General features: G+C 65.2%; 22 protein-coding genes. 6 read left to right on the forward strand and 16 right to left on the reverse strand.

All coding sequences use genetic code 11. From position 1 onward, the window contains the following. The first annotated feature begins 56 nt into the window (after positions 1–56). Positions 57–1,025 (forward strand): cell wall hydrolase, encoded by a 969-nt coding sequence (locus tag TZ53_RS00995; RefSeq protein WP_044662762.1) that lies wholly within the window; start codon positions 57–59, stop codon positions 1,023–1,025. Positions 1,026–1,413: 388 nt separating this feature from the next. After that, positions 1,414–1,542 carry an entericidin A/B family lipoprotein gene (locus tag TZ53_RS01000; RefSeq protein ID WP_025546951.1) on the forward strand — a complete coding sequence of 43 codons (129 nt, stop codon included), beginning with the start codon at positions 1,414–1,416 and terminating at the stop codon, positions 1,540–1,542. Between the two features lie 36 nt (positions 1,543–1,578). Here TZ53_RS01000 and tatC read toward each other — a convergent pair whose 3' ends face one another. The 9 genes from tatC to TZ53_RS01045 form a co-directional block, all read right to left on the reverse strand. After that, the gene (tatC, locus tag TZ53_RS01005; protein WP_025546953.1) at positions 1,579–2,364 is read right to left on the reverse strand and encodes a twin-arginine translocase subunit TatC; all 786 of its coding nucleotides are present in this window, start codon (positions 2,362–2,364) and stop codon (positions 1,579–1,581) included. Then, entirely contained in the window at positions 2,361–2,798 is a 438-nt protein-coding gene (gene tatB / locus TZ53_RS01010) for a Sec-independent protein translocase protein TatB (protein ID WP_044660142.1), read from the reverse strand. Before tatB ends, tatC begins: the two co-directional genes overlap by 4 nt. 30 nt (positions 2,799–2,828) lie before the next feature. Then, positions 2,829–3,059 carry a twin-arginine translocase TatA/TatE family subunit gene (locus tag TZ53_RS01015; protein WP_007685564.1) on the reverse strand — a complete coding sequence of 77 codons (231 nt, stop codon included), beginning with the start codon at positions 3,057–3,059 and terminating at the stop codon, positions 2,829–2,831. Between the two features lie 130 nt (positions 3,060–3,189). Continuing rightward, positions 3,190–3,783 (reverse strand): SMC-Scp complex subunit ScpB, encoded by a 594-nt coding sequence (scpB, locus tag TZ53_RS01020; RefSeq protein WP_025546958.1) that lies wholly within the window; start codon positions 3,781–3,783, stop codon positions 3,190–3,192. Further along, on the reverse strand, positions 3,780–4,562 hold the full coding sequence (locus tag TZ53_RS01025; RefSeq protein WP_044660143.1) for a segregation and condensation protein A: 783 nt from the start codon (positions 4,560–4,562) through the stop codon (positions 3,780–3,782). Before TZ53_RS01025 ends, scpB begins: the two co-directional genes overlap by 4 nt. A gap of 37 nt (positions 4,563–4,599) precedes the next feature. Then, entirely contained in the window at positions 4,600–5,613 is a 1,014-nt protein-coding gene (gene nagZ / locus TZ53_RS01030) for a beta-N-acetylhexosaminidase (RefSeq protein WP_044660144.1), read from the reverse strand. 175 nt (positions 5,614–5,788) lie between these two features. After that, the gene (locus tag TZ53_RS01035) at positions 5,789–6,505 is read right to left on the reverse strand and encodes an SPOR domain-containing protein (protein ID WP_044662763.1); all 717 of its coding nucleotides are present in this window, start codon (positions 6,503–6,505) and stop codon (positions 5,789–5,791) included. Positions 6,506–6,524: 19 nt separating this feature from the next. After that, positions 6,525–8,252, reverse strand: coding sequence for an arginine--tRNA ligase (argS, locus tag TZ53_RS01040; protein ID WP_044660145.1), 1,728 nt, complete (start codon positions 8,250–8,252; stop codon positions 6,525–6,527). A 119-nt stretch (positions 8,253–8,371) separates the two neighbouring features. After that, positions 8,372–8,980, reverse strand: a complete 609-nt coding sequence (locus TZ53_RS01045) for a hypothetical protein (protein WP_037481428.1) — start codon at positions 8,978–8,980, stop codon at positions 8,372–8,374. Positions 8,981–9,134: 154 nt separating this feature from the next. Here TZ53_RS01045 and ispH point away from each other — a divergent pair, with 154 nt between their 5' ends. Genes ispH through rnhA form a run of 3 tightly spaced genes read left to right on the forward strand, consistent with a single transcriptional unit; the run spans position 9,135 to position 11,507 of the window. Further along, the gene (gene ispH / locus TZ53_RS01050) at positions 9,135–10,082 is read left to right on the forward strand and encodes a 4-hydroxy-3-methylbut-2-enyl diphosphate reductase (protein WP_044660146.1); all 948 of its coding nucleotides are present in this window, start codon (positions 9,135–9,137) and stop codon (positions 10,080–10,082) included. Positions 10,083–10,086: 4 nt separating this feature from the next. After that, on the forward strand, positions 10,087–11,064 hold the full coding sequence (gene thrB, locus TZ53_RS01055) for a homoserine kinase (RefSeq protein ID WP_044660147.1): 978 nt from the start codon (positions 10,087–10,089) through the stop codon (positions 11,062–11,064). Continuing rightward, entirely contained in the window at positions 11,061–11,507 is a 447-nt protein-coding gene (rnhA, locus tag TZ53_RS01060) for a ribonuclease HI (RefSeq protein ID WP_025546973.1), read from the forward strand. The genes thrB and rnhA overlap by 4 nt, the downstream gene beginning before the upstream one ends. Positions 11,508–11,565: 58 nt before the next feature. Here rnhA and TZ53_RS01065 read toward each other — a convergent pair whose 3' ends face one another. Beyond that, positions 11,566–12,201: a CAP domain-containing protein gene (locus TZ53_RS01065; protein WP_025546975.1), complete on the reverse strand. Its 636-nt coding sequence runs from the start codon at positions 12,199–12,201 to the stop codon at positions 11,566–11,568. Here TZ53_RS01065 and hemW point away from each other — a divergent pair. Next, on the forward strand, positions 12,200–13,375 hold the full coding sequence (gene hemW / locus TZ53_RS01070; RefSeq protein WP_044660148.1) for a radical SAM family heme chaperone HemW: 1,176 nt from the start codon (positions 12,200–12,202) through the stop codon (positions 13,373–13,375). The two genes, TZ53_RS01065 and hemW, sit on opposite strands and share 2 nt — an antisense overlap. A gap of 162 nt (positions 13,376–13,537) precedes the next feature. On the opposite strand, the gene TZ53_RS01075 is transcribed toward hemW, so the two are convergent. The 6 genes from TZ53_RS01075 to leuD form a co-directional block, all read right to left on the reverse strand. Next, positions 13,538–15,049 carry a M56 family metallopeptidase gene (locus TZ53_RS01075; RefSeq protein ID WP_044660149.1) on the reverse strand — a complete coding sequence of 504 codons (1,512 nt, stop codon included), beginning with the start codon at positions 15,047–15,049 and terminating at the stop codon, positions 13,538–13,540. Next, the gene (locus TZ53_RS01080) at positions 15,046–15,414 is read right to left on the reverse strand and encodes a BlaI/MecI/CopY family transcriptional regulator (RefSeq protein WP_025546982.1); all 369 of its coding nucleotides are present in this window, start codon (positions 15,412–15,414) and stop codon (positions 15,046–15,048) included. The genes TZ53_RS01075 and TZ53_RS01080 overlap by 4 nt, the downstream gene beginning before the upstream one ends. A 479-nt stretch (positions 15,415–15,893) precedes the next feature. Continuing rightward, positions 15,894–16,226 carry a Grx4 family monothiol glutaredoxin gene (gene grxD, locus TZ53_RS01085; RefSeq protein ID WP_025546984.1) on the reverse strand — a complete coding sequence of 111 codons (333 nt, stop codon included), beginning with the start codon at positions 16,224–16,226 and terminating at the stop codon, positions 15,894–15,896. Between the two features lie 57 nt (positions 16,227–16,283). After that, positions 16,284–16,517: a BolA/IbaG family iron-sulfur metabolism protein gene (locus TZ53_RS01090; protein WP_025546986.1), complete on the reverse strand. Its 234-nt coding sequence runs from the start codon at positions 16,515–16,517 to the stop codon at positions 16,284–16,286. A 19-nt stretch (positions 16,518–16,536) separates the two neighbouring features. Then, positions 16,537–16,860: a DUF1476 domain-containing protein gene (locus tag TZ53_RS01095; protein ID WP_025546988.1), complete on the reverse strand. Its 324-nt coding sequence runs from the start codon at positions 16,858–16,860 to the stop codon at positions 16,537–16,539. 60 nt (positions 16,861–16,920) lie between these two features. Next, the gene (gene leuD / locus TZ53_RS01100) at positions 16,921–17,514 is read right to left on the reverse strand and encodes a 3-isopropylmalate dehydratase small subunit (RefSeq protein WP_044660150.1); all 594 of its coding nucleotides are present in this window, start codon (positions 17,512–17,514) and stop codon (positions 16,921–16,923) included. Positions 17,515–17,545: the final 31 nt, after the last annotated feature.

The raw sequence follows: 17,545 nt of genomic DNA on the forward strand, positions 1-17,545 counted from the left end.
CAGGCCGGATTCCGCAGGGGAACTGGCGAGGCTTTTCCCCTATGATGGGCACCAATATGCGGATTTTCGGGGGAAAAGGGGCTTTGAAGGGCCAGCGGACAGGGGTGAGGCACGGCGTCGTCGCCGCGCTGGCGCTGCTCGCCCTCGGCGCGCCGCGCCTGATCACAGCGGCACCGCTTGACCTGCTGGCCGCCAACCATGCGCAGGATGATCCCGCGGAGAAGCCTGGTGAGAATTTCCCGGGATCCGCCTTCTTCTTCGCGCAGGGCGCCTTCGATCCCGCGCCCGGCGCCGCAACGCTGCGAAGCGAGCATGTACTTGGGCTTGATGCCGTGCAGGCTGCTCCCGCCATGGCTTTCCGGGGCCTGACCGCGCTCGACAGCTATCGGGCGCTCAACTGCCTGACATCCGCCGTCTATTATGAGGCGGGGAGCGAGCCGGAGGACGGGCAACGCGCCGTGGCGCAGGTGGTGCTGAACCGCGTCCGCAACCCCGCCTGGCCCAAGAGCGTGTGCGGCGTCATCTACCAGGGGTCGGAACGCACCGACTATCGCTGCCAGTTCACCTTCAGCTGCGACGGCTCCATGGCGCGCGGCGCGAGCGCGGACGGATGGGCGCGCGCCCGCCGCATCGCCGCTCAGGCGCTTTCCGGCATGGTCTATCGGCCCGTCGGCCTTGCCACCTATTATCATACGCTGGCGGTGCGACCCGAATGGGCCGGCGCGATGCGGCCGGTTGCCGTGATCGGCGCGCATATCTTCTACCGCCCGCCCGGCGCCGGTGGCACGGCCGCCGCTTTCCGCATGGCTTATTCAGGGCGCGAAACACAGTCGGGGCCTGCCCGGCTGGCATTGACCGCGAAGTCCCCGATGTTCGATCCCATGGTGGCGGAACCCGTCACGGTATCCCCCGCGCCGGCCGTGCCCGTCACCGGGCCTTTTGCCCCTCTGTCTCCCGATGCGCCGGGCCTTCCCCAATCGACGGTCCGCCCCGAATATCGCAACAGCGGCCGGCCGCTGATCTGACGAGCTTTTTTTGCGGAAAAATGCCGATTATTTTATGGTTACCGTTTCAGAAACCAATCAAACCGTTGAAAAATAACGAAATAAATTTCTCATCATTTTTTCGGTCGTGGGGAACCTAATCCTTCCTTCATGGGTTCTGCACTGCGGATAGCAAATCTTTTGCCCCCCGCTCTTGCTATCCAAAAAAACATGAGCCCGGAACGCATCTCCCCCCCCCCGACGCGTTCCGGGCTCAGAATTTTTTAGCCAACTCCCCGGAAATCAGAGATATTTTCGCTCTCGGAACGCTTTTCCGGGCAGCGGGTTGTTCACTGGTCACCGGCATGACGCCCGGTTGAAGCATTTCCTGCCAGCTATGCAGGACAAAGGCTCTGAAAAGGAGACGATGATGACCAGGAAGATATTGGCCGCCCTTCTATTGACCGGTTCGTTGATGGTCGCGGCCTGCAATACGGTCGAAGGCGCCGGCAAGGACGTGCAAAGCGCCGGCCAGGCGGTCGAAAACGCCGCCAACTGATCCGATGGAAAGGCTCGCTTCACAGCGAGCCTTTTTTCAACCCGCAGCGTCCGCCGCTTCGCTGGTGGCCAGATCCTTGGCCTGCTTCCGGTCGGTGAACCAGATAGCGACGATGGTGATTTCATAAAGCGCCAGCAGCGGAATCGCCAGCATGAGCTGCGAGACCACGTCCGGCGGCGTCAGCACCGCCGCCAGCACGAAGGCGGCCACGATCATGTAGCGGCGCAGGCCAATCAACTGCGCCCGGCTCACAAAACCGGCGCGGTTGAGCAGCATCAGCAGCACCGGCATCAGGAAGCTGATGCCGAAGGCGAGGATGAACTGCATCACCAGCCCCAGATAACTGTCCGCGCTCGGCAACGCCTCCACCTGAAGGCCGCTGCTGTTGCCCTGAAATTCCAGGAAGAAGTGGAAGGCCGTGGGCATCACCACGAAATAGGCCAGCGATGCGCCCATGGCGAAGAGGAAGGGCGTGGCGATGAGGAACGGCAGCAGCGCCTTCTTTTCCTTCGCATAGAGCCCCGGCGCGACAAAGGCCCAGAGCTGGTTCGCGATGATCGGAAAGGACAGGCAGAAAGCGCCGAAGACCGCGATCTTCACCTGAACGAAAAAGGCTTCATACAGCTTGGTGTAGACCAGCCGCCCGCCATCGTCGCCAAAGGCTTCCTTCAGCGGATGGACCAGAATCGCGAACAACTGCTCGGAGAAATAGAAACAGATCGCGCCCGTTATGAACAGCGCATAGACGCATTTGAGCAGCCGTCCGCGCAGTTCGATCAGATGGTCTAGCAAAGGCGCCTTGCTGTCGTCGATGTCCTTCATGCCGCCGCGTCGTCCTTCCGCACCGGTTCCTGCGCCACATAGGGCGGTCCGTCCGTCGCTGGCGGGGCGACATAGGGGCGCGCTTCGCTCGCCGGGGCCGATTCAGCGACGAAGGGCGGGACCTCCCCGGCTGCCGCTGCGGCGGCGGGTGCTGGCAAGGCTCCGGTTTCACCGGCGGTTTCAGGCGCAAGCGTCTCCGGCGGATGCTCTTCCATGATCCGCTTGTTCTGCGCGGCCCATTTCTTCTCCAGCTCCTCCAGTTCCACCTCGCGAACCATCGCATCGATGCCGGTGCGGAAATGGCGCGCCATGGACTGCGCCTTGCCCACGATCTGCCCCACCTTGTAGAGCGCGCGCGGCAGGTCCTTCGGGCCGATGACGATCACCGCGATGATGACGATCACCAGAAGTTCAGACGAATCGATACCAAACATGCGTGCCTACCGCCCCGGCCGAAGGAAAAATCAGGCCTTGGTCTTTTCTTCCGTCGCGGTGGGCGCGTCCTGTTCGGGCACGCGATGGCCCTCGATGCGCGTGGCGGGCTTGGTGGGCACGTCGTCGTCCTCCATGCCCTTCTTGAAGCTCTTGATGCCCTTGGCGACGTCGCCCATCAACCCGGAGATGCGGCCGCCGCCGAACAGCAGCATGACCACCAGGAGAACGATGACCCAGTGCATCAGCGAAAAGGAACCCATTTGAACACACTCCTGAAACTGCGTCTTATCTAGAGTGATTTCGCGTGAAATGGAAATATTTCACGGCCCGGAAATCACGGCGAACAAACCCGCAGATCATGTTTCGGCCCGACAGAGGCCCAAGCATGATCTAGGCGTCTTCCTCATCATTTTCCACAACGGATTGGGCGCCCAGACCCTCAAGCGCCAAATCGACGGGATCGAGCAGGCCGGCGGCCCGCAAGTCGTCGATACCCGGCAGGTCCCTGCGGCTGCTAAGGCCGAAATGTGACAGAAATTCTACCGTGGTGGCGTAGATCAGCGGCCTTCCCGGCACCTCCCGGCGCCCGGCGGGCCTGACCCAGCCCGCCTCCATCAGCACGTCCAGCGTGCCTTTCGCCACCTGAACGCCGCGAATGGCCTCTATCTCGGCGCGGCTGACGGGTTCATGATAGGCGATGATCGCCAGCGTCTCCATGGCGGCGCGCGACAGCTTGCGTGTCTCGTCCTTCTCCCGGCGAAGGATATGGGAAAGGTCCGCAGCCGTCTGGAAATGCCAGCGCCCGCCCCGCTCGACCAGATTGACGCCGCGCCCCGCATAATGACCGCTGATCGTCGCCAGCGCGGCGGCAAGATCGCCCGCCTCCCCCACATGCAGCTTGATTTCGCCAAGGGTCAGCGGCTGTTCCGATACGAACAGCACGGCCTCCACCGCACGAAGGAAATCGTCCTGTTCCTCGATCACAATAGGCGCCCCGCATTCGGTTCCGGCACGGCGGCCCGCAGGAAAATGGGTTCGAAAATCCCGTCCTGCTGGATTTCCAGCCGCCCCTGCCGCGCCAGTTCCAGCGCGGCGACGAAACTGCTGGCCAATGCCGATCGTGCCATCGGCCCATCCTGCCCGCTCGGCAGGAAGGCTTCAAGCGCGGTCCAGTCGATCGCCGCCCCCACCAGCGTGCCTACGCGCTGTATCGCCTCGTCCAGGGTCATGACCGGCCGCACCGCGACCATATGCACCACCGGCTGCGTCCGCGCACGGACCTGGCCGTAGGACTGGATCAGGTCGAACAGGCTGGCCGCCCATTTCGCCTTGCGGACGAGGCGCAGGCCTTCGGGCCTTTCGCGGACGAACACGTCGCGGCCGATGCGGTCGCGCGCCATCAGCCGGGCGCCCGCCTCCCGCATCGCCTGAAGCCGCTGGAGCCGCAATTGCAGACGCAGCGCCAGTTCCTCGGGGCTGGGTTCGGGCTGCGCCTCCCTCGGCAGCAGCAGCGAGGATTTGAGATAGGCCAGCCACGCCGCCATCACCAGATAGTCGGCCGCCAGTTCCAGCTTCAGCTTCCGCGCGCCCTCTATATAGGCGAGATATTGTTCGACCAGCGCGAGGATGGAGATTTCGCGCAGGTCGACCTTCTGCGTCCGCGCCAGCGCCAGCAGCAGGTCGAGCGGCCCCTCCCAGCTTTCGAAACTGACGGTCAGCATGTCGGGCCGGGCCGCGGCGGCAGGGGCGAAGAGGTCGTCCATCGCTAGCAGGGCGCTTTCCGGCAATCGGCGCCCCGCCTCACGCCGGCACCATCGCCAGCAAGGCGTCGCGGGTGGCGAGCAGTTCCTCCAGCGGCGGCCCCTCGGGCGACGCGCCGCTCGACGCCATCGCCCGGTCCAGCCTTGCCTTCGCCTCGGTCCCGATGTCCGGCAGCAGGTCGGCAATGCCGACCATATCGTCCATCCGCCCCCAGCAATTGAGCGCCAGATCGCAGCCCGCCGCCACCGTTGCCGCCGCCAGTTCCGGGATGCTGCCCTTCAACGCCTTCATGTCCAGATCGTCGGACATCAGCAGCCCGGCAAAGCCGATCCGCCCACGGATGATCGTGTCGATCACGGAACGGGAGAGGCTGGCCGGCAGGTCGGGGTCCCAGGCCGTATAGACGACATGCGCCGTCATCCCCATGGGCGCATCCTTCAACGCCTGGAACGGTGCCAGATCGATCGCCAGGGCATCCTCGTCGGCGGTGACGATGGGCAGTTCATGATGGCTGTCGACCATCGCCCGGCCATGCCCGGGCATATGCTTGACGATGCCGACCACGCCGCCATCGGCCAGCCCCTCGATCACCGCCCGCCCCAGGGCGGCGACCCGCATCGGCTCCGCGCCAAGGGTGCGGTCGCCCATGATGTCGCTTGCCCCTTCCTGCCGCACGTCGAGCAACGGCAGCGCATCGACGGTAATGCCGACTTCCGCCAATGTGGTGGCAATGGCCCGCGCATTGGCATGGGCCGCCGCGATGGCGCTGGACGGAGCGATTTCGTAGAGCTTGTCGAACACCGCGCCAGGAGGAAAGCTGGGCCAGACCGGCGCCTGCATCCGCGCGACCCGGCCGCCTTCCTGATCGATCATGATGAGCAGATCGTCCCGGCCATGCAACGCGCGCAGATCGTCGGTCAATGCGCGAAGTTGCCCCCGATCCACGATATTGCGGCGGAAGAGGATGTAACCCGCCGGATCGGCCTCCGCGAAGAAGGCGCGTTCATCGGAAGTCAGTGTCTCGCCGGAAAGGCCGAAGATAACGGGTTTCATGCGGAGCGATGGTAGCGGCTGAAAGCGGCTCTGTCGAAGGGGTTGTTCCGGCCTTGCCGCAGGATCGGTGGGATTTGGCCGAGGGACATAAATGGGCGGGTCCAAGACATTCCCCCTCCCGCCTGCGGGAGGAGGAATGCCTCAGGACGGCCATTCCCGGCCAAGTCCCATTCCCCTAATTCACCACCATGCAGCTTTCGCCCGCGACCTTGAGCTTGCCGCAGAGCGTACTCGCCTGCCCGCCCGCCGCCGCGCGCAGGCGGTAGACGGTGCTGCCGCCCACCTCGGCCTGCTCGATCGACATGGGCAACGGCTCCAGATAGGTGAAGCGCTTGGACAGCCGCTTCCATGCATCCTTGGCGAAAGCCTGGTTGCCATAGGCGCCAAGCTGGATCATGCCGCCGCCCGCCGGCCGGGCCGCCGCCGTCGCCGGCCGGGCGCTGGTCTCGTCCGCCACGCGCGCCGTGACGCTCTGCGACGGCTTGCCTTGCACAGCGGGGCGCGCATTATCCGCTGTCCCGGTCGGCGTGATCGGCGCCTCCGGCACGCGGGTCGGATCGATTCGCCCGTCACGCGCCACGCCCTCGCTCGCGGCATAGCTGGCATCGCCCTCACCATCGAACTTCTTGGCGTCGGCTTCCTTGGCCGGAATCTTATAGTTGCCGGCAGGCGCGGCGATCAGCTTACCCTCGCCCCCGGCGCCGCCCGTCCGGTTCTGGATCAGCCAGACCCCCGCGACGACCGCGCCGATCAGCACCAGGCCAAAGAGAATGAAGCCCAGCAGCCGCAGCGGCGACAGCCCCGGCTCCTCCTCATCCTCGATGGCGGGTTCCAGCCAGGGCAGACGCTCCTCATCGTCCAGGTCCAGCCTTCCCCGCGCATAATCGCCCATCTCGATCAAACTCCGCCGGTCATTGCATCTCGTTCAGGGCCGCAACGCCCATCAGCGCCAACCCGTTGCGGATGATCTGCCCGATTCCCCGGCTCAAGAAAAGCCGCGCGGAAGTGGTGGCCGGGTCGTCCGTCAGGATGACCCGCGCCCGCGGATTGTCGTTGCCCAGATTCCACCAGCTATGGAAGGCCGAAGCCAAGTCATTGAGATAGAAGGCAATGCGATGCGGTTCACGGGCCGAAGCCGCCCCCTCCACCACACGCGGAAACTGCGCGGCGAGCTTCACCAGCCCCAACTCCTCCGTCCCAAGGCGGGACAGGTCGGGCGCGGGCAGGTCGATCCCCGCCTCCTCCGCCCGCCGTCCGAGCGAGGAAATGCGGGCATGGGCATATTGCACATAGAAGACCGGATTGTCCTTCGACGCCTCCACCACCTTGGCGAAGTCGAAGTCCATCTGCGCGTCGGCCTTGCGCGTCAGCATGGTGAAGCGGACCACATCCTTGCCTACTTCGCGAACCACATCGGCCAGCGTCACGAAATTGCCGGCGCGCTTGGACATCTTCACCGGCTCGCCGTCGCGCAGCAGGCGGACCATCTGGATCAGCTTGACGTCGAAGCGCGCCTTGCCCTCCGTCAGCGCGGCGACGGCGGCCTGGATGCGCTTCACCGTGCCGCCATGGTCCGCGCCCCAGATGTCGATCAACTGGTCGGCCGTCTGCGCCTTCTGGAAATGATAGGCCATGTCGGCGCCGAAATAGGTCCAGCTTCCGTTCGACTTCCTGATCGGCCGGTCCTGATCGTCTCCGAATTTCGTCGAGCGGAACAGCGGCAGTTCGACCGGCTCCCAATCCTCCGGCGTCTCGCCCTTGGGCGCTTCCAGCACGCCGTCATAGACGAGGTCGTGCGCGCGCAGCCATTTTTCGGCCGCTTCGGGCTTGCCTGCCGCCTGCAACTCGGCCTCGGAAGAGAATATGTCATGATGGATGCCCAGCAGCGCCAGATCGCTGCGGATCATCTCCATCATCGCCGCGACCGCTCTGGTGCGGAACGGCACCAGCCATTCGCTCTCCGGCGCACCGACATATTTGTCGCCATATTCGGCGGCCAGCGCCTGCCCCACCGGCACCAGATAATCACCGGGATAAAGACCCTCGGGAATCTCTCCTACCGCCTCGCCCAATGCCTCGCGATAGCGCACATGCGCCGACCGGGCGAGCACGTCCACCTGCCCGCCGGCATCGTTGATATAATATTCGCGGATCACCTTGTGCCCGACATGCTCCAGCAGCGTGGCGAGCGCGTCGCCCACCACCGCGCCCCGGCAATGGCCCATATGCATGGGGCCGGTCGGATTGGCGGAGACATATTCGACGTTGACCGTCACGCCCTCGCCCGTCGAGGAGCGGCCATATTCCTCCGCCTCCGCATGGATCGCGGCGAGTTCCGCCCGCCAGGTGGCGTCGGTCAGCTTCAGGTTGATGAAGCCTGGGCCGGCAATCGATGCGCTCTCTACCTCGTCCAGCCTTTCCAGGCCCGCGACGATCTTCTCCGCCAGCGCGCGCGGATTGCTGCCGGCGGGCTTGGCCAGCACCATGGCGGCGTTGGTGGCAAGATCGCCATGGCCTGGATCGCGCGGCGGTTCGACCGTCACCGGCTTGCGGTTGAGGCCGGCGGGCAGCGTGCCGTCAGCCTCCAGCGCGTCGAGCACGGCATCGAGATGGGCGGTGAAGCGGTTGTAAAGAGACACTGGGCGAACTTTCTACCAGGACCCGTTCACCCTGAGCCTGTCGAAGGGTCGCCCTTTTTCTTCAAGAAACAAGGGCTTCGACAAGCTCGGCCCGAACGGGGAAATGAACTGAGCTAAGCTTAGCGGGTCGCGTTGTAACGGAGCTGATCCTGGGTCAGGTTGAAACCCACGAGCAGCTCGAAGCTGGTTCGCTGCAAGGCCGCCTTGACGTCCGGCTGCGCGAAGGGGTCGATCGCCGCGTCGGCATCCCCCGCCTTGCGCTTCTCCGTGATCTTGCGCTGGATGTCGGCCGGCAGCGTCGCGGCAGCCCTGTTCACATAGGAGCCGGCCTTGGCGGTCGTGGTGGCGCGATATTGCCCGGCCGGAAAGTCGAGCACCACCTGGCCCACACGCTTGGCGACGACGGCGTTGCCGCCCCGCACCACGGCGGAATAATAAGGCAGCGTCACCTGCCGCGCCGCGCCCGCATCGCTGCGGCGGGCGTTCACGGTGAAGGTCGCCTCCGTGTAAAGCTGGTCCCCTTCCGAGCAGGTGGAGCGCAGGTTGGTGATCTCCGCCACCACGTCGATCGCACGGGCATCCGTGCTGCCCGCCGGATTGAACAGGGTGACGTCGCCGGTCTGCGCCGGGATCGCCGCGACGGGACAGGCCGATCGCACGGCCACGATGCCGCCGGTGGGATCGATTTCGCCCCGCTGGGAACAGCCCGCAAGGGCCATGGCGATCATTCCGGTCAGCGCAAATCGAGAAAAGGTCACAGGCAATCCCTTGGGAACAGGCGTTGGGCTTCTTATCCATAGCCCGTCCCCCACGCAACTCAAACTGCACAGGGCGGCAAGGAAGCGGCTTTCCTCCAAAGCCACATTGGCCTAAGCGGCAGGCATGACCGATCTTCCGCCCATGAAGCTGCTGATCGCCGCCCCGCGCGGCTTTTGCGCCGGTGTCGACCGCGCCATCGTCATCGTCGAAAGGGCGATCGAGAAATATGGCACGCCTGTCTATGTCCGGCACGAGATCGTCCACAACAAATATGTGGTCGACGGGCTGAAGGCGAAGGGCGCGATCTTCGTCGAGGAACTGGACCAGGTTCCCGACGGCTTGCCCGTGGTCTTTTCCGCCCACGGCGTTCCCAAGACGGTCCCGGCCAAGGCGGAGGAGCGCGGGCTCGACTATCTGGACGCCACCTGCCCGCTGGTCAGCAAGGTCCACCGCCAGGCCGAACGGCAGGTCGAAGCGGGGCGCCATATCCTCTTCATCGGCCATAAGGGCCATCCGGAGGTGATCGGCACCTTCGGTCAGGTCGAGGCGGGGCATATGACCCTTGTCGAAACGGTGGAGGATGCAGAGGCCTTTACCCCTGCCGATCCCGACAATCTCGCCTTCCTGACGCAGACGACGCTGTCCGTCGACGACACTGCCGCGATCGTCGCCACGCTCCAGCGCCGCTTCCCCACCATTCATGCGCCCAAGGGGGAGGATATCTGCTACGCCACCTCCAACCGGCAGGCGGCGGTGAAGGCCATCGCCGCCCGGTGCGACGCCGTCTATGTGATCGGCGCGCCCAACAGCTCCAACTCGCTGCGGCTGGTCGAGGTGGCGGAGCGCGAAGGCACGCCCGCTCGCCTGATCCAGCGCGCGGACGAGATCGACTTCACCTGGCTGGAGGGTGTGAACACGCTGGGCCTTACCGCCGGCGCATCCGCCCCCGAAGTGCTGGTGCGGGAAGTGGTGGACCGGATCGGCGAAAGATTTTCCGTGGCCGAGGAACAGGTCGAAACCGCGCGGGAAAGCATTGCGTTCAAACTCCCCCGCGGACTGGAGGCCGCATAACTCCATGGCCGTCTATACCCAGGTCCCCGCCGAAGAGATCGACGCTTTCCTCACCCGCTACGACGCCGGACGCCTCGTTTCCGCCAAGGGCATTGCGGAGGGGGTGGAGAACAGCAATTATCTGCTGGAGACCACCGGCCCGGACGGCAATGGTCATCGCTATATCCTCACCCTCTACGAAAGGCGGGTGAATGAGGCGGACCTGCCCTTTTTCATGGACCTGCTCGACCATCTGGGCGCACGCGGTTGCCTCGTCCCCCGTTTCATCGCGGACCGGGAAGGCAGGCGGCTTCAACAGCTTGCCGGTCGCCCCGCCTGCCTGATCGAATTCCTGACCGGCATCTCCGTGACCGAACCGACCGCGGGCCAGGCCCGGGCCGCGGGCGCGGCGCTGGGCGCGATGCACCGGGCGGCGGAGGGCTTTGCCGGCACGCGCCGCAATGCCCTCGATCTCCCCGGCTGGCATGATCTGGCCGCCAGATGCGGCGCGGACTTCGACCGGATCGCGCCGGGCCTCAAGGCCCGCGTGGCGGAGGAACTTACTTTCCTCGACACCCATTGGCCCGCCGAGCTGCCTCGCTCCGTGATCCATGCCGACCTCTTCCCGGACAATGTGCTGATGCTGGGCGATCGGGTGACGGGCCTCATCGACTTCTATTTCAGTTGCACCGACATCCGCGCCTATGATCTGGCCGTCACCCACAGCGCCTGGGTGTTCAGCAATGACGGCGCGACATGGCACGGCGATCGGGCGGCGGCGCTGGGTGCCGGCTATCGGGAAACGCACGGCCTGACCGAAGCCGAACGGGCCGCCTTTCCCGTCCTCTGCCGGGGTGCGGCGCTCCGCTTCCTGCTGACGCGCGCCTATGACTGGATCAATACGCCCGCCGATGCGCTGGTGACGCGCAAGGACCCGCTGGCCTATCTGCGCCGCCTGGAATTCTACGCCGCTGCCGATCCGGCCATGCTGCTCGGCGCATGAGCACCCTTCCCCAGGTCGAGATCTTCACCGACGGCGCGTGCAAGGGCAATCCCGGCCCCGGCGGCTGGGGCGCCGTGCTGCGCTTTGGCGAGACGGAGAAGGAGATCTCCGGCGGTGAAGCGCAGACGACCAACAATCGCATGGAGATGATGGCCGCCATGCAGGCGTTGGAGACGTTGAAACGTCCATGCCAGGTGACGCTCTATACCGACAGCAAATATGTGATGGACGGCATCACCAAATGGGTGTTCGGCTGGCAGAAGAATGGATGGAAGACGGCCGACAGGAAGCCGGTGAAGAATGCGGAACTCTGGCAGGAGCTGGTCAGGGCCGCGGCCCGCCACAAGGTGACATGGCAATGGGTGAAAGGCCATGCCGGCCACCCCGAAAATGAGCGGGCCGATCAACTCGCCTGCGCGGCGGCGGAGCAATTCCGCAAGTAGATGGGTTGACCCAGCCGGTGATCGGCGGCGCTGGGGCCCCTCGACTGGCTCCATCCCGTCAGGATTGGACGCCATCCTCCCCATCCAGGGGGTTGCGGCCGAATATATTGCCCGCCGGATAATAGCGGCAGACGAGATAGTCGTAGCTCTGCCCCTCCGCCAGGGCGCAGCCGACCTTGCGGGTGCCGCGCCAGATGATCTGGGTATAATGGCCGACATCTTCCCATCGGCCGGTGACGCTGAGGTCGGGCAGCTTGCCGCTCCGCCGGAACAGCCGCTTCTCATCGATGAAGGAGCCCACCATCAGCTGATAATCATAGAGGCCGCGCGATCCCATCCAGAGATTCTCGCCGCTGGGAACGGCGCGGCTGGCGCGGGCGGAATGGCGGAAGATGTTGGTCTGCGCCATCTGCCGGGCATAGCGGGCCGCATCGGCGGCCAGGGCGCTATCCCAGGCCAAGGGCGAAAGCCCCAGCGATTCCCGTTCCTCATTGTGCATGCCCAGCACGACGTCGCGCATCAGACCCTCGTCCCGATCCGCTTCCTCAAGACCATAATAGGAAGCGGGCCTGGCCGGAGGCAATTGCCGCGCCCCGGGCGACGGCTCCGCGCCGCCCTGCCCCGGCGCTGCCGCCAACAGGCCGAGCAGCGCTAGCCGCGCAGGCCAAAGCCGTTTAAGAAGGCCCCCATTCATGCCGCCCGACCCCTTTATCCCCGCTGCCGCGCCCGATGAGCCCCTGGCCTTATATGTGCATTGGCCATTTTGCGTTTCCAAATGTCCTTATTGCGATTTTAACAGTCATGTTCGGGCCGAGATCGACAGCGATGCCTGGCGCGCGGCGCTGCTGAGCGACCTTGCCCATGAAGCGTCGCTGAGCGGCGGCCGGCCGCTCTCCTCGATCTTCTTCGGCGGCGGCACGCCGTCGCTGATGCCGCCCGACATCGTGGAGGCGCTGATCGACGCGGCCACGCGCCATTGGCGGCCGACGAGCGACATCGAGATCACGCTGGAGGCCAATCCCAGTTCGGTCGAGGCCGCCCGCTTCGCGGACCTGGCGGCCGCCGGGGTGAACCGTGTGTCTCTGGGCCTTCAGGCGCTGGAGGATGAGGCGCTGCATTTCCTCGGCCGCGCCCATGACGTGCGGGAAGGGCTGGCCGCGCTAGACGTGGCGCAATCGGTGTTCGGCCGGGTGAATTTCGACCTGATCTATGCCCGTCCCGGCCAGAGTCTGGCGGATTGGGAAAGCGAACTGGCGCGCGGACTGTCCTTCGGCACCGATCATCTCTCGCTCTATCAGCTCACCATCGAACCGGGCACCCGCTTTGCGACGCTGGTGGCGCGGGGCGAGTTGAATCCCGCCGATCCGGACCATGCCGCCGACCTTTACGAACGGACGCAGGCGATGACGGCGGCCGCCGGCATTCCCGCCTATGAGATCAGCAACCACGCCCGGCCGGGGCAGGAAAGCCGGCATAACCTTACCTATTGGCGCTATGGCGACTATGTCGGCATAGGCCCCGGCGCCCATGGCCGGCGCGATGGGCTGGCGACGCTGCGGCACAGGAAACCGGAAAACTGGATGAACGCCGTCGCGCGCAATGGCCATGGCCTGCAAAGCGAAGACCCGCTCGACGGGCACGACAGGGCCAGGGAAGCGCTGCTGATGGGGCTGCGGCTGGGCGAAGGCGTAGAGCTGGAGAGGATTGCGCGGATGTCGAGGATGGCGATCGAGGCTCTGGTGGATGCCGAGGCGGTGGCGCGGCTGGCCGGCCATGGGCTCGTGCGGCGAGAGGGTCAGCGGCTCCGCATCGAGCCTGCCGGGATGCTGCTGCTCGACGCCATCCTGCCGGAGATCGTGGCGGTCTGAACGACGGCGCGGCATCCGCTACAAAGGCGTCATGCTGAACCCGTTTTCAGCATCCATCCTGCCTTCAGGCAGCTTATGCCTGCGGAGAGAAATGGATGCCGGAACAATCCGAGGAGGCCGGCGCATGGGATAGTGGCGGCGGCGCCCTCCGGATCTCGCCCGTCAATCCTCGCCATCCATATGCGCGATCTCCTTGTCCAGATCGCGCAACACCTCGGCCCGGACCTTGTCCGACATCCGGGCTGCCGCAGCGATCTGGGCGCGGGCGGCCATCAGTCCGGCGCGGGCGGCGCGATGGGCCTGCGCCTCGATCTGGTCCTGGCAGATGCGGACGCGGATACGGCGGCGGCCATCGGCATCCACCGTCTCCCGCTGGCTTACGCTCTTGCCGTTCTCGCAGCCATTCGCAACGTCGACATGCGGCACCATGCGGCGGATTTCAGCCTCGCTCGGCATGGCGTGGCTCAAGGCGCGGTCGCCCTCGTCGCGCAGGCCGACGGGCGGCGCGGGGGGAACCGGCGGCGCCGGCAGCGCCATGTCGGCAACAGGCGCCGGAGGAGCAGGCGGAGCGGGAGGCGCCGGCGGCAGGACCGCCATCTCCTCAGCGTCTCTCGCATCGGACGAGGACGGGGACGGGGGCGTGGCCGCGGCTTTCGGCGCTTCGGTCAGGGCGATCTCGCTGGCGGAGGCAGGCTGGGCGACCAGATCGGCCAGCCTGCCGAAGTTCATCGAATCCACCTTGTCGGTGATCGCGGCGACCTGCTGCGCCGCCCGGCTGCCGGACGCGGTCAGCGCCAGGCCGGACGCGGTCACCAGGGCGACCGCCGCCATGCCCCAGCTGATGCGGCGCAGCGACACTTCATGGGCAGAGAGCATTTTCAGCCTCCCTTTGAGTGCGGTTATGCGATTGAGATGACAGGCGCCGGCAAACTGGCGGCCGCCCGCAGCCTTCAAGATGGCGCGGCCATAGGCATGCGCCTGATCCCGGCCGTAGAGCGACAGGACCCGGGCATCGCAGGCCTGTTCCTGATCCGCCCGATAGGCGCGATACGCGATCCACGCGACGGGATTGCACCAGTGCAGGCCCAGCAGCAACAGCGCGACCATATTGGCGACCAGGTCGCCGCCCTGATGATGGGCGCGCTCATGGGCGATGGCCATGGCCTGTTCCTGGGGATCGAAACGCAACGCGAAATCAACGGGCAGCACGATGACGGGACGGAACACCCCGAAGGCGAGCGGTCCGCCTGCCTGTGGGCTGCTGACGATGCGGATGCGGCCTTCTTCCCCGATCGGCGCCGCGTCCTTCAGGATGAAACGCCGGAAGCGGACATAGCCGACCGCCTGGACGACCAGAAAAAGGACCACGCCCAGCAGCCAGATCGACACCGCGATCTCCAGCCAGGGAATGCTCCAGTCCGACCTGACCGGGAGCGCCACCGGCGCCGCATCCAGCAAGGTCGGCAAGCCCGCCTGGTCAACCGCCCGTTGCAGGGGCGAAGGGCTGGCGACCTCTCGCGGCAGGGCCGGCAAGGCCATGCGAGCGAAGGGCAGCAGCCATAGCCAATAGGCCGCACCTGCACCCAGCCAGCGCGCCACAGGCTGCCGCAGCAGCATGACCAGCGCCATCAGCAGGGTCATGGCGATCAGCGTTTCCGCGATCCAGACGCTCATGATTTCAACCCCTTCAGGATTTCCTCAAGCTGGGCAATATCTTCCGCCGTCAACTGGTCCTGGCTGGCGAGCTGGGCCACCAGCGGCGACACCCGCCCGCCGAACAGCCGGTTCACCAACCGCCCCGACTCGCTGGCAACATACTCCTCCCGCGCGACGAGCGGGCGATATAAAAAGCGGCGGCCATCCTGATCGGCGGCGATGACGTCCTTGGCCATCAGCCGGGACAGCAGCGTCTTGACGGTCTGGACGCTCCAGTCGCGCCCGGCGGCGACGCGGTCCGCGACATCAGCGGCGGTCTGCGGCGCACGTTCCCACAGCGCCTCCATCACCACCAGTTCCGCTTCGCTGATCTTCTCGCTCAAGGGACTCGTCCGCATCAGAATCGACTACAGACGTAATCGCATTGATTACATCTGTAGTCAAGTGTATGTCATGAACTGTCGGTGCGGTTTACAGCGCCGGGATCGGCCGGACCGGCATTAACCTTTTTAAGGCGCGGGAACGGGTTATTCCCGATGGTTGGCACAGGCTTTGCGTCGTTTCAGACATACCCGATCGTTCGACTACCCGGGAGGATGCGGCACCAGTCTCCGCCGCATCCTCCCACCCGGGTCCCCGTGCAGCGCCGGGCCTTAAACCAGACCTGTCGACTGGCTTGCCTCGATGGCGGCCGAACTCGCCGAAGAAGGACCGGTCTCGACGGCCATTTTCCATGCGGGCTTCGACAAGCTCCGTCCCCACTCAGCATCCCGTCATCCGAAGGGCCGCATCAGGACCCGACAGGCATGAAAAAGGCGGCCCGGATGACCGAACCGCCCGCTCCATTCGCTTTAGCCAGCGCTCAATTGGCCGCGGCGACGCCCTGATCGGCCATCAACTGCTGCAACTCGCCGGCCTCGTACATTTCCATCATGATGTCGCTGCCGCCGACGAATTCGCCCTTCACATAGAGCTGGGGAATGGTCGGCCAGTCGGAAAATGCCTTGATCCCCTGGCGAACCGCCTGATCCTGCAAGACGTCGACGCTTTCATAGGCGACGCCCAGATGTTCCAGGATCGCAATGGCGCGGCTGGAAAAGCCGCATTGCGGGAATAGTGGCGTGCCCTTCATGAAAAGCACGACATCATTGCCGTTGACGATCTCCGCAATCCGCTGCTGCACGGCGTCGGTCATTATCTGGGTCCATTCCTGTCAGGCGCCGCTATCAAGGCGCATTTCGTCCAATGGCCGTTAATTGGGAACGGCGGTGGTCAGTTGCAAGGCGTGGAGCACGCCGCCCATGCGGCCGCCCAGCGCGGCATAGACCGCCCGCTGCTGCGCAATGCGGCTCATGCCCCGGAAACTCTCCGCCACGACACGCGCCGCATAATGATCGCCATCACCGGCAAGGTCGGTGATCTCGACCTCCGCATCGGGGATCGCGGCGCGGATCATGTCCGCTATTTCCTCGGCTGCCATCGGCATGGCGAAAGGGTCCTGATGCTTATTGGGCTTCGATGAACATGCGGCGGGCGATGACCTGCTGCTCGTCCAACGCGGCGCGAACGCCTGCCTCGTCGATGTCGATGCCCGCCTGCGTCATGTCGCCCAGCAGCTTGCGGATCACATCCTCGTCGCCCGCTTCCTCGAAATCGGCCTGCACGACCGCCTTGGCATAGGCGTCCGTTTCCTCGGGGGTCAGGCCCATCTTCGCCGCCGCCCATTCACCGAGAAGGCGGTTGCGCCGCGCCTGGATGCGGAACTGCATCTCCTGATCGTGCGCGAACATATTTTCAAAGGCCTTTTCGCGGTCGTCGAAGGTTGTCATGCCTGTGCCCTGTAAAAGGTGAAATGGATCGTCCGATCCGAAATAGGAAGATCGGGACGCTTACGCAACGGCGGGGACGAGCCAGGGACGCGTTCCGGCGTCCTTCGCCTCGAACGCGCCGATCGCGTCCGCCTGCCCCAATGTCAGCCCGATCTCGTCCAGACCGCCGAGCAGGCAACGCTTGCGGAAGGGATCGATCTCGAACTGAAAGCGGTCCTGAAACTGTGTCGTGACGGTCTGATGCTCCAGATCGACATGGATGGGGTCCGTCCTGGCCACCTCCATCAGCCGGTCTATCGCCTCCTGCGGCAGGACGACCGTCAATATGCCGTTCTTGAAGGCATTGCCGGAGAAAATGTCCGAGAAGCTGGGCGCGATCACCACCTTGATGCCAAGGTCGGCCAGCGCCCAGGCGGCATGCTCGCGGCTGGACCCGCACCCGAAATTGTCGCCCGCGATCAGGATCGGGCTGCCCGCATAATCGGGATCGTCGAAGACATTGCCCGGTTCCTTGCGCAGCACTTCGAAGGCGCCCTTGCCCAAGCCCGCACGGGAAATGGTCTTGAGCCAATGCGCCGGGATGACGATGTCGGTGTCGACATTCTTCATCCCGAACGGATAGGCCCGGCCGTCGACGATATTCAGCTTTTCCATCAATGCGCCTGCTTGCTCGCCGGGCGCGGCG

Origin of the sequence: Sphingobium sp. YBL2, from assembly GCF_000943805.1 — a bacterium.
GTDB classification, from domain to species: domain Bacteria; phylum Pseudomonadota; class Alphaproteobacteria; order Sphingomonadales; family Sphingomonadaceae; genus Sphingobium; species Sphingobium fuliginis.